Source organism: Streptomyces sp. KLMMK (genome assembly GCF_036961605.1).
Lineage (GTDB): Bacteria > Actinomycetota > Actinomycetes > Streptomycetales > Streptomycetaceae > Streptomyces > Streptomyces telluris.
This window is the reverse complement of sequence record NZ_JBAMDC010000224.1, coordinates 1-11,206: the sequence shown is the minus strand read 5'-3', so window position 1 is coordinate 11,206 and position 11,206 is coordinate 1. Positions and strand designations below refer to the sequence as shown.

Annotated in this window: 9 protein-coding genes and 1 pseudogene; all 10 read left to right on the top strand. The window is 75.5% G+C overall.

Annotation, left to right across the window (positions count from 1 at the left end; genetic code table 11):
- A pseudogene (locus V7793_RS25460) lies at positions 1-288 on the top strand (carboxyl transferase domain-containing protein); the annotation flags it as partial.
- Between the two features lie 97 nt (positions 289-385).
- Positions 386-1,417, top strand: coding sequence for a FecCD family ABC transporter permease (locus tag V7793_RS25455; RefSeq protein WP_443057991.1), 1,032 nt, complete (start codon positions 386-388; stop codon positions 1,415-1,417).
- A complete protein-coding gene (locus V7793_RS25450) occupies positions 1,414-2,502 on the top strand; it encodes a FecCD family ABC transporter permease (RefSeq protein ID WP_336010293.1) in 1,089 nt (362 codons plus the stop codon). Before V7793_RS25455 ends, V7793_RS25450 begins: the two co-directional genes overlap by 4 nt.
- Entirely contained in the window at positions 2,499-3,389 is an 891-nt protein-coding gene (locus V7793_RS25445; protein WP_336010291.1) for an ABC transporter ATP-binding protein, read from the top strand. The genes V7793_RS25450 and V7793_RS25445 overlap by 4 nt, the downstream gene beginning before the upstream one ends.
- A 66-nt stretch (positions 3,390-3,455) precedes the next feature.
- Positions 3,456-4,460 carry an ABC transporter substrate-binding protein gene (locus V7793_RS25440; RefSeq protein WP_336010289.1) on the top strand — a complete coding sequence of 335 codons (1,005 nt, stop codon included), beginning with the start codon at positions 3,456-3,458 and terminating at the stop codon, positions 4,458-4,460.
- Positions 4,461-4,796: 336 nt separating this feature from the next.
- Positions 4,797-6,038, top strand: a complete 1,242-nt coding sequence (locus V7793_RS25435; RefSeq protein WP_336010287.1) for an ATP-grasp domain-containing protein — start codon at positions 4,797-4,799, stop codon at positions 6,036-6,038.
- Positions 6,035-7,783 (top strand): IucA/IucC family protein, encoded by a 1,749-nt coding sequence (locus V7793_RS25430; protein ID WP_336010285.1) that lies wholly within the window; start codon positions 6,035-6,037, stop codon positions 7,781-7,783. Before V7793_RS25435 ends, V7793_RS25430 begins: the two co-directional genes overlap by 4 nt.
- Positions 7,780-8,979, top strand: a complete 1,200-nt coding sequence (locus tag V7793_RS25425; protein ID WP_336010283.1) for an MFS transporter — start codon at positions 7,780-7,782, stop codon at positions 8,977-8,979. The genes V7793_RS25430 and V7793_RS25425 overlap by 4 nt, the downstream gene beginning before the upstream one ends.
- Complete coding sequence (locus V7793_RS25420) at positions 8,980-10,707, top strand: IucA/IucC family protein (protein WP_336010282.1); 1,728 nt, start codon at positions 8,980-8,982, stop codon at positions 10,705-10,707.
- Positions 10,704-11,206 (top strand): alanine racemase (locus V7793_RS25415; RefSeq protein WP_336010279.1); only part of this gene is annotated, 503 nt, incomplete at its 3' end. The genes V7793_RS25420 and V7793_RS25415, both read left to right, overlap by 4 nt.

Below are 11,206 nucleotides of genomic sequence, written 5' to 3'. Positions count from 1 at the left end.
CGCACGACGGACCGCGCCGACGAGGTGGCCGCCCGGCAGGGCGTGCGTTCCGCGGACCTTCTGGCGCACGGCATCGTGGACCTCGTGGTCGAGGAGCCGGACGCCGGTGCGGTGTCTCCGGCGTCTCCGGCCTCCCCGGCCTCCCCGGCGGCCTCGGCGACCGACGGTTTTCTGCCGCGCCTCGGGGCCCTCCTCGGGGCCGAAATGACCGCTCTCGGCGCACGCGAGCAGGGCGAACGGCTGGCCGGCAGGCGGGCGCGCTACCGGCGGATCGGGCTGGGAAGCTGAGGCTCCGGCGCCACCAATCTGGGCATTGAGGAAATAGCTGGTGTGCGAACCATCCAGAATTGACAAGGTAAGCCTTACCTAACCTAGGGTCTCCTCCGTGAACGAGACCGCTCCAGGAGCCGTCGCGCCCGCCGTCGGGCGCGCAGCTCCAATTCGCCGGGCCGCCCTGCTCCTCGCAGGCGTGGCCGCGCTCGCCGTGTGCGCCGCGCTCAGCCTCGCGGCGGGCTCGCGCCCGGTGCCCCTGGCCACCGTGTGGCACGCGCTGGCCGGGGACGACGCCGGACGCGACGGCCTGGTCGTCACCGGGCTGCGCGTCCCGCGGACCGTGATCGGCCTCGTCGTCGGTGCGGCGCTCGGCGTCGCGGGCGCCGTCGCCCAGGGCGTCACCCGCAACCCCCTGGCCTCGCCCACCACCCTCGGCATCAACGCCGGGGCGAGCTTCGCGGTCGTCACCGCCATCTACGCGCTGGGCCTCACCCGGCCCGTGGAGTACTTGTGGTTCGCCTTCGGGGGCGCCGCGCTCGCCACCGTCGCCGTGCTGGCGCTCGCCCGCCACGCCGGCGAACTCGACCCCGTACGGCTCGCGCTGGGCGGCACCGTGCTGGCCGCCGTCCTCAGCGCGTGGACCTCCGCGGTGATGCTGGCCAGCCACCGCACGCTGGACGAGGCCCGCTTCTGGCTGGCCGGTTCGCTCGCCGGGCGGCAGACCGACATCCTGCTGCCCGTCCTCGCACCCCTCCTCGCCGGCCTCGTGCTGGCCCTCGCCATCACGCCCGCGCTCAACGCCCTCGCCCTCGGCGACGAGACCGCGCAGGCGCTCGGCGTGCCGGTCGCCAGGGTCCGCGCCGCGGGCGGGCTGGCCGTGGTGCTGCTCGCCGCCTCGTCCGTCGCCGTCGCGGGCCCGCTGTCGTTCGTGGCGCTCGCCGCCCCGCACCTGGTGCGCAAGCTCCTCGGTGCGGACCACCGCTGGCTCGTCCCGGGCTGCCTCGTCGCCGGTCCGCTGCTGCTCCTCGGCTCCGACATCGCCGGCCGGGTCGTCCTGGCCCCCACGGAGATCGAGGTCGGCATCGTCACGGCCTTCCTCGGCGCCCCGATGCTGGCCCTCCTCGCACGGAAGGCGACCCGATGAGCGACCTGACGCAGGGCGCGTACGGGACCGGCTCGCGGCCGGTGGACCGCCCCCGCGCGAGCGGAGGGTCCGCACTCGCCCGGCAGCGGCGCCGCGTCGCCCTCCTCTCCGCCGCGGCCGTCCTCCTCCTCGCCGTCCTCCTCGCCCTGGGCCTGAGCGCGGGCGAAGTCCGCGTGCCGCCCCTGGACGCGCTGCAAGCCCTCTTCGGCATCGGCGACAGCGCCGACGTGATGCTTGTTCAGGAGCTGCGCGCCCCGCGCGCCGTCGCCGCGGTCGTGGCCGGTGCCGGGCTCGCCGTCGCCGGAACGCTGATGCAGCGCGTGCTGCGCAACCCGCTCGCCTCCCCGGACGTGGTCGGCGTGACCGGCGGCGCCTCCCTCGGCGCGGTCGCCGTCCTGGCCACCGGCGCCCCGGCGGCCCTCACCCCGGCCGGAGCGCTCGGCGGCGGCATGCTGGCGGCCCTGTTGCTGGCCGTGCTCTCCTGGCGCGGCGGCGTCACCGTCACCCGCATCGTGCTCGTCGGCCTCGCCGTGCAGCAGGGCCTCGCCGCCGTCGTGAACCTCTTCATCGTCCGGTTCCCCGCCGAACTGGCCGCGGACGCCCTGCAGTGGACCACCGGCTCGGTCTACGGCCGCACCTGGACCGAGACGAACACCGGCGGCGCGCTCGTCCTGGCCGGAGTCCTGCTCGCCCTCGCCGGTCACCGCAGGCTCGCCGTCCTCGACCTCGGCGACGACTCCGCCGGCGGGCTCGGCGTCGCCCCGAACGCGGCCCGCCTCCAGCTCCTCCTGCTCGCCGTCCTCCTGGCGTCCGTCGCCGCCGCCCTCACCGGGCCCGTCGGCTTCGTCGCCCTGGCCGTGCCGCACATCGTGCGGTTCCTGGCCGGGCCCCCGACGGCCGGCTCACTCGTCCTCACCGCGCTCGGCGGCGCCGTCCTGCTGCTCGCCTCCGACCTCGCCGTCCTGCACCTGCTGCCCGTCCACGGCCTGCCCGTCGGGGTCGTCACCGCCACGCTCGGGGCCCCCTGGCTGCTCGTGCTGATGCTGCGTCAACTCAAGCCCACTGCTGGGAGCACCGCCCGATGAGCGACAAGACGATCTCCGCCCCTGCCCCGGACGGGCTCGCCCCCGACGGCCTCGCTTCCGACGGCCGGGCCCCCCACGGCCTCGCCGCCCACGGCCTGAGTCTCGGCTACGCGGGCCGGACCGTCGTGGACGGCGTCGACCTCGCCGTCCCCGGCGGCGCCGTCACCGCGGTCGTCGGCCCCAACGCCTGCGGCAAGTCCACGCTCCTGCGCGGACTCGCCCGCCTGCTGGCCCCCACAGCCGGCACCGTCACCCTCGACGGCGCCGACATCCACCGCATGCCCGCCCGCGCCCTCGCCCGCCGCCTCGGCCTGCTCCCGCAGCAGGCCGTGGCCCCCGAAGGCGTCACCGTCGAAGGGCTCGTGCGCCTCGGCCGCTATCCGCACCAGCGCATGCTCACCCCCTGGTCCAAGGCCGACCAGGCCGCCGTGGAAGCGGCCCTCGCCCGTACCGGCACCGACGTCCTGCGCGACCGCCCGGTCGACCAGCTCTCCGGCGGCCAGCGGCAGCGCGCCTGGATCGCCCTCGCGCTCGCCCAGGACACGCCCCTGCTGCTCCTCGACGAGCCCACCACCTTCCTCGACCTGCGCCACCAGCTCGACGTGCTCGACCTGGTCGAGGAGCTCAACACCGAGGCCGGGCGCACCGTCGTGATGGTCCTGCACGACCTCGGGCAGGCGGCGCGGTACGCCGACCACCTCGTGGTCATGTGCGACGGCAGACCGGCCGCCGCCGGCCCGCCGGCCGACGTCCTCACCGCCGAACTCGTCGAGGAGGTCTTCCAGGTGGAGTGCCGGGTCGTTCCCGACCCGGAGACCGGCACCCCCCTCGTCGTCCCCCGGGCCCGCTCCGGAAGGCGGCGCGCCCCCGACCGGCCCGCCGCCTGAGGCGCGCCCCCCCAGACCCCCACCCCCCACCCCCGCTCCCTTACACAGCACAGACTGGAGTCCGCCGTGACCACCCACCTCCGACCATCCCTGCACCGGCTGCGAAGAGCGCTCGCCGTGTTCCTCACCGTGATCGTCGGCACGGCCGTGCTCGCCGCGTGCGGCGGCGACGAGAAGGCGAAGGACGAGGGCAAGGCCGCGGGCGACACCGGCTTCCCGCGCACGATCACGCACGCCATGGGCACCACCGAGATCAAGAAGAAGCCGGAGCGCGTCGTCGTCCTCGACACCGGCGAACTCGACGACGTCACCATGCTCGGCATCGCGCCCGTCGGCGCGGTCTCCCCGCACATGAAGACCGAGGGCGGCTTCCCGCAGTACCTCGGGTCGAAGACGAAGGACACCAAGGACGTCGGCCCCATGGCCGAGCCGAACATCGAGCGGATCATCTCCCTCAAGCCCGACCTGATCCTGTCCTCCAAGGTCCGCCACGCCAAGGTCTACGACCGTCTCAAGGGCATCGCCCCGACCGTCTTCACCGAGACCACCGGCGCGCCCTGGAAGGAGAACCTCAAGGTCCACGCCAAGGCCCTCGGCCTGGAGAAGGAGGCGGAGACGGCTATGAGCACGTACGAGAAGCGCGCCAAGGCCCTGGGCGAGGAGATCAAGAAGAAGTACGACGGCACGATGCCCACCGCGTCCGTCGTCCGCTTCGTCGCCGGCCCCACCCGCCTCTACCAGAAGGCCTCCTTCAGCGGCATCGTCCTCTCCGACACCGGCCTGCGCCGCCCCGCCTCGCAGGACGTCAACGCCCCGATGACGGACGTCTCGCCGGAGCAGATCGACAAGGCCGACGCCGACCTCGTCTTCGTCACCGTCGCCGACGACCCGAAGAAGACCCAGCAGAGCGCCGTCCAGGACAACCCGCTGTGGAAGGGCCTCGGCGCCGTCAAGAACGACAAGGTCTTCCAGGTGCCGGACGAGACGTGGATGTCCGGCATCGGCCTCCAGGCCGCCAACCGCGTCCTGGAGGACATCGCCAAGGCCGCCGGCGTCGACGCCCCCAAGTAGGCAGGGCCGGGCCGGCCCGCGTGGCCGGCCCGCCCCGCCCGGCCGCCTCGTCCGACCGCCCCGGTCGGCAGCAACCCCGTTCCCCGGACCCGCCGCCGGGCCGACACCCCCTCCTCCTCACCGGCCCGGCGGCGGCCCCCACGCAAGCGCCCCCCCCACGCAAGCGAAGCCCCACGCAAGCGCCCCCCACGCAAGCGAAGCCCCACGCACACCAAGTCCCCCCACACGCCCCAAGCTCCCGGGCATCCCAGGCTCCCCGGCATCCCAAGCCCCACACCCGCCCCATAAGCCACCCGCACCTCCTGTCCCCCCTCAGCCTGTCGAAAGGCGCCTCCCGTGCGGCTCCATCTCCTCGCCCTGAACCCGACCGACTCCGTCACCCTCGGCTTCCTCCCCGCGGCCGCCCGCCTCGGCCTCGAAGTCACCCTCCTCACCGACCGGCCGGACGCCCACCGCCGCGCGTACGAGCAGAGCGTCGCCGACGGCGGCAAGCTGCCCGAGCTCTCCGTCCTCGGCTGCGACGTCACCGACTTCCGCGAGGTCGTCGCCCGGATCTCCGCGCTCGGCCGGCAGGCCCGCCCCGACGCCGTCTTCACCAACAGCGACCACCTCCAGCCCCAGGCCGCCCTCGCCGCCGCCTACTTCGGCCTGCCCGGCAAGGACTGGCGTTCCGCCCTCGACGCCAAGAACAAGGCCCAGCTGCGCCGCCGCCTCGCCGAGACCGGCGCCGACACCGTCCGCTCCGCCGAACTCGCCCCCGGCGACGAGCCGGAGGGCCTGCCCGGCCGGCTCGCGGACCTGGGCCTGTCCTTCCCCTGCGTCGTCAAGCCGCGCGAGGGCGTGGCCAGCGAGGACGTCGTGCTCGCCGAGGACGCGGCGGCCCTCGTCCGCCACTGCCACGACATCCGCGGCCGCAGACCCGGCGCCGCGCTCGTGGTGGAGGAGTACCTGGACGGCGAGCTGCACACCCTGGAGACGCTCGGCGACGGCAGCACCCTGCACGCCCTGGCCTCCTTCCGCACCCGCCTCTCCCCGCTGCCGCACTTCATCGAGGAACGCCTCGACCTGCTGCCCGCGCCGCCGCAGCCGCACACGGAACAGGTCCTCGCACAACTGCGCGCACTCGGCATCGGCTTCGGCGCCTGCCACACCGAATACGTGGTCCAGGGCTCGCGCGCCCGCATCATCGAGGTCAACTACCGGGCCATCGGCGACCAGTGCGACATCGCGCTCGCCGACGCCCTCGGGGTCCCCCTCTTCGAGCACATCCTGCGCACCCACCTCGGCGAGCCGCTGCCCGCGGACCTCGGCGCGCGACCTGACGGGCGGCTGCGCGTGGAGTATGTCTGCGCGGACCGCGGGGGTACGCTCGAAAAAGCCCCCCCGGCGAGCGACACCGAGCGCGACGGCGTACGGCTGGTCTACCGGCCGCTGCGCGGAACCGGCGAGGCGCACCCGCTCCATCGCACCAACCGCGACTACCTCGGCGTCATCAGGGCGACCGGCACCGACCAGGGCCGGATCGACCGGGAAGTCGACGCATTCCTGGCCGCACAGCGCTGGGAGATCATGTCATGAGCCTGACCAGCACCGACGTGGTGGAGGACGACCTCCTGCGGCGCGTCCTCAGCACCCTGCTCCGCGAGGACGCCTACGGCCTGCGCCGCCACGCCCTCACCGAGCACCGCCCCGACGGCGACTGGCTCCACCTGCGCACCGCGGACGGGACCGTCCTGCTGCCCGTCGGCCCCGACGGCTTCCAGTGCGAGGTCCAGGCGCGCGAGCCGCTCGTCGAGACGGACGACGGCGTCCTCACCGGGCTGCGCCCCGTCCTCACCCGGCTGCGCGCCGCGGTGCCACCCGAGGACCGGGCCGGCTACGACGCCTTCCTCGCCGAGTGCGAGGAGGCGCTGGCCGCCGCCCGCCTGCACGACCGCGTCCGCGACGGCGTCACCGCGCACCTGGCGCAGACGTACGGGCAGCGCACCGACGGCTGGACGGGCCCGGGCGGCTCCCTCGCCTACGACACCCTCGCCGCCTTCCGCGACCACCCGGTCTACCCCACCGGCCGTTCCCGCGCCGGTCTCAGCGAAGGTGAACTACGCGCGTATGCGCCCGAGTTCCACCCCTCCTTCGCCCTGCGCTGGCTCGCCCTCCCGCACGGCGCCGTGCGCGGCGACCGGTCCGGCCTGCCCTCCTGGTGGCCCACCCCCGGCAGCCTCGGCCTGAGCGGGCTGGACGCCACGCACACCGCCCTGCCCGTCCACCCGCTCACCGCGGCCGGCCCCCTGGACGCGGCCCTGCGCGAGGCCGGACTGAGCGGATCCGCCCGCTTCGCCGAGAAGCCCCGGCTGGAGGTGCTGCCCACCCTCTCCACGCGCACCGTCGCCGTCGCCGACGACCCCGCCGTCCACCTCAAACTGCCCCTCGCCACCGCCACCCTGGGCCTGCGCAACCGGCGCACCATCAAGCCCGGCACCCTCCTCGATGGCGAGACCGGCCAGCGCCTCCTCGAAGAGGTCATGGCCCACGAGCCGCGCTTCGCCGGACGGATCCTCCTGGCCGACGAGCGCACCCACCTGCAGTCCGACCACGAACTCCTCGCCGTCCTCGCCCGCCGCTACCCCGCCGGCCTGCAGGACGCCCACGTCCTGCCCGTCGCGGCGCTGCTCGCCCGCACCCCCGCCGGCGCCCTCGTCGCCGACGAACTCGCCGAGCGCTACTACGACGGCTCCCTCGCCGCCCTCCTCGACGCCTACCTCACGCTCCTCCTGGACTGGCACACCACCCTCTTCTCGTACGGCATAGGCCTCGAGTCCCACCAGCAGAACACCTCCCTCGTCCTGGACGCCCCCGGCGGCCGGACCCGGATGCGGCTGCTGCTGAAGGACAACGACGGGCCGCGCGTGCACGGCGTGCGCCTGGCCGCCCGGCTCGGCGGGGAGGCCGCCGACCTGCTCGGCTTCGACGACCGGCGCATCCTCGTGGCCGGCGACGGCCCCGTGGCCGACGTGTTCGCCACCATCACCGTCCACCTGTGTGCCGCCGCCCCTCTCTTCGAGCTCGCCCGGCTCGGCCGCGCGCCCCTCGGCGAACTCCTCGCCCGCCTGCGCGACCGGCTCGCCGAGGCCGTCGAACGCACCGCCCGCACCGCCCCCGGGGCCGCCGCCGTCCTGCGCGCCCGCGTCCTCGACGCCGACCGGCTGCCGGTCAAGGCCATGGTCACCGCCGGCACCCTGCTCACCAAGGAGCGCTCGGGCGCGTCCGACATCAACAAGCACTACGTCCAAGGGCCCAACTACCTGCGGGGCGCCGGAAGATGACGGCCGTACTCCACGACGGCCGCACCCGCGAGGAACGGCCCGTGCTGCGCACCCGCCAGGTCCACGCCGTCGCCGCCTGCTACTTCGTCGCGTCGTTCGCCGCCCTCGGCCTGCCGCCCTACCTCACCGAGATCCTGCCCGCCCTCGGCGACCACGGCGCCCGGTGGGCCGGGCTGCTCTACATCGTCCCCACCGTCTTCGGCGCCCTCGGGGCACCCCTGTGGGGCAGGCTCGCCGACCGCTACGGCCGCAAGCGCCTGCTGCTGCGCGCCCAGCTCGGCCTCGCCCTGTCCTTCCTGCTCGCCGGACTGGCCGACAGCCTGCCCGCCTTCGCCGCCGCCCTGGTCCTCCAGGGCGTCCTCGGCGGGACCTTCGCCGCCTCCAACGGCTACCTCGCCGCCTCCCTCGACGGCCACAAGCTCTCCTGGGCGCTCACCCTGATGCAGGGCAGCGCCCGCCTCGCGCTCGTCGCCGCGCCCGTGGTCGTCGGCGGCCTCACGCCCTGGCTCCCCCCGCACCGCCAGTACGCGCTCCTCGCCGTGCTGCCGCTGGCCGCCGCCCTGATGCTGGCCGCGCTCCCCGAGCCGCCGCGCCCGGCGCGCCCGTCACCCGCCGCCCCGGAGGGGGAGGAGCCGCGGCCCGGACCGCTGCGCACCCTCTACGCCCTCGAATTCGCCTTCGTCCTCGCCACCGTCATCTCCTACCCGTACCTCATCACCCTGGTCGGCGAGCGGCTGCCGGGCCTCGGCCCCTCCGCGAGCGGCGCGCTCTTCGCCCTCCCGCACGCCTGCTACCTGCTGCTGGCCAAGCCCGTCCACACCGCCGTCGCCCACCGCCCGCACCTCGGCGCCGTCACCGGCTTCGCCTGCGTGGCCGTCGCCCTCGCCGGGCACTGGGGAGCCGCCACCGTCACCTCCTTCGTGGCGCTGCGCGTGCTCCTGGGCGCCGGCATGACGCTGGGCCTGGTCAGCCTGTCTGCACTCGCCGCCGAGGCGAGCCGGGGCCGCGGGCCCGGCCGCCTGTTCGGCTCGCTGGAGTTCATATCCAAGGCCGGAGCCGTCGTCGCCGGAGCGGCAGCCGCCGCCTCCACCGGCCTCTGGGGCCCGGCCGCACCCGCCGTCGCAGGATCCGCCGTCGCCGCCCTGACGGCCGTCATCAGCACCCCCACCCTCCTCCGCACCCGCTGGAGCCGCTGAATGTCCTCCGCACCCGCCGCCGCCCTCCCCGGCGTGGCCACCGCCGACCACGTGGTCGCCCACACGCTGCTCAACTGCCTGCTCCGCGAGGTCTCCGGGCCCGAGCACCAGACCGCCGTCACCGACGGCCACCTGGTGCTGCGCCTGCCCCGCTGCGGCGTCCTGCTCCGCGTGGGGCTGCGGCGCGCCTCCCTGATCGGCGCCCACCGCTTCACCGGCCCCGTCCGGACCCAGCGCGACGGCACCTGGGCCGAGCTGACGTGGCAGGAGCTCGCCGAGCACATCCACCGCGAGCTGGAGCTGCGCACCGGCGTCCGCAACGAGGAGTTCCTCGGCCAGGTGGCCGCCAGCCACGCCGGCGTCACCGCGGCCCTCGCCGCCCCGCGCGGCACGGCGGGCCCCGACGCGTACATGGACTCCGAGCAGTCCCTGCTGTTCGGCCACCGCTTCCACCCCACCCCCAAGGCCCGCACCGGCGCCCCCGAGGACTGGGACCGCTACGCCCCCGAGGCCCGCGCCCGCTTCCCCCTGCACCACCTGGCCGTACGGCGCGAGCACGTACGCCAGGAGGCGGCCGCCGACGGGGCCCTCGCCGCCCTCGACCGGCAGCGGCCCGTCCCCGACGGCTACCGGCTGCTGCCCGCCCACCCCTGGCAGTACGCGATGCTGCGCGAGCACCCCGTGCTGCGCGCCGCCGTCGCCCGCGGCGACGTCCTCGACCTGGGCCCCGGCGGCGAGCCCTTCGAGCCGACCGCGTCCGTGCGCACGCTCTACGACGGCCGGGACTTCCTCAAGTTCAGCCTCAACATCCGCATCACCAACTGCCTGCGCAAGAACGCCGAGTACGAGCTGACGGGCGCCGTCGCCCTCACCCGCCTGCTGGAGCCCGTCGCCGCCGACCTCGCGGCCCGCTTCCCGGGCGCCGGCCTGCTGCGCGAACCCGCCTACCGCACCCTCGACCTCGGCAGCCGCGAACTCGCCGAGGGCTTCGGCGTCATCGTCCGCGAAGGGCTCGGCGCCCGCCTCGCCCCCGGCGTCACCGGGCTGCTGGCCGCCGCCGTCGCCGACGAGTACCCCACCGGCGGCGCCCACCTCGGCGCACTGCTGCGCGGCGCCGGCCCCGCGCAGGCCCTCGCCTGGTGGAAGGCCTACCTCGGGCTGCTCGTCCCGCCGGTGCTCGCGGCCTACTTCGACCACGGCGTCGTCCTCGAACCCCACCTGCAGAACGTCGTCCTCGGCGTCGGCGCCGACGGCATGCCCCGGCAGGTCCTCTTCCGCGACCTGGAGGGCACCAAGCTGCTCCCCGGCCACCACGCCGCGGCCCTCGCGGCGCTCCCCGCGGACGTGGCCCGGCCCCTCACGTACGACCGCGAACGCGGCTGGGACCGCGTCGTGTACTGCCTGGTCGTCAACCACGTCGCCGAGATGCTCGCGGCCCTCGCCGACCGCCACCCCCGCCTCGAACCCGAGCTGTGGACCGCCGTCCGCCGCATCCTCGCCGACCGCGCCGCCGCCCACGGCAACCCCCCGCTGCTGCGCGCCCTCGTCGCCGGGGTGCCGCTGCCCGCCAAGGCCAACCTGCTCACCCGCTGGGAGCGCAAGGCCGACCGGGACGCCGGCTACGTGCGCATCTCCTCGCCCCTGGTGCCGGACCTGCTGTCCGCCTTCACCCCGGCCGCCCTCACCCCGGCCGCCCGCACCGAGACCACCTGGAGCGCCGCACAGTGATCCTTCCCCGTGTCGCCCGGCACGCCGCCGACCTGCCCGGCGGGGAACTGCCCGCCTACGTCTACGACCTGGCGGCCCTGGCCGGGTACGCCGCCGAGGTGCGCGCGGCCCTGCCGCCGGAGACGGAGCTGTACTACGCGGCCAAGGCCAACCCCGCCCCCGAGCTCCTGCAGGCCCTCGCCCCGCACGTCAGCGGCTTCGAGGTCGCCTCCGGCGGCGAACTGGCCCACGTCCGCAAGGCCGTCCCCGGCCTGCCGCTCGCCTTCGGCGGCCCCGGCAAGACCGAGCCCGAACTGCGGCTCGCCCTCGACCTGGGGACCGAGCGCATCCACGTGGAGAGCGAGAGCGAACTGCGGCTGCTCGCCGCCCTCGCCGCCGAACGCCCCGGCGAGGCGCCGGTGGACATCCTGCTGCGCGTCAACCTCCCCGTGAGCGAGGAGGACGGCGGGAGCCGTGCCGGGCACGGCGAGCTGGCCGGCGCGGCCCTGGCCATGGGCGG

Excerpts from the sequence above, each read along its gene's own strand:
- V7793_RS25450 (WP_336010293.1), top strand. The coding sequence starts at position 1,414 with ATGAGCGACCTGACGCAGGGCGCGTACGGGACCGGCTCGCGGCCGGTG.
- V7793_RS25445 (WP_336010291.1), top strand. The coding sequence starts at position 2,499 with ATGAGCGACAAGACGATCTCCGCCCCTGCCCCGGACGGGCTCGCCCCC.
- V7793_RS25430 (WP_336010285.1), top strand. The coding sequence starts at position 6,035 with ATGAGCCTGACCAGCACCGACGTGGTGGAGGACGACCTCCTGCGGCGC.
- V7793_RS25425 (WP_336010283.1), top strand. The coding sequence starts at position 7,780 with ATGACGGCCGTACTCCACGACGGCCGCACCCGCGAGGAACGGCCCGTG.
- V7793_RS25420 (WP_336010282.1), top strand. The coding sequence starts at position 8,980 with ATGTCCTCCGCACCCGCCGCCGCCCTCCCCGGCGTGGCCACCGCCGAC.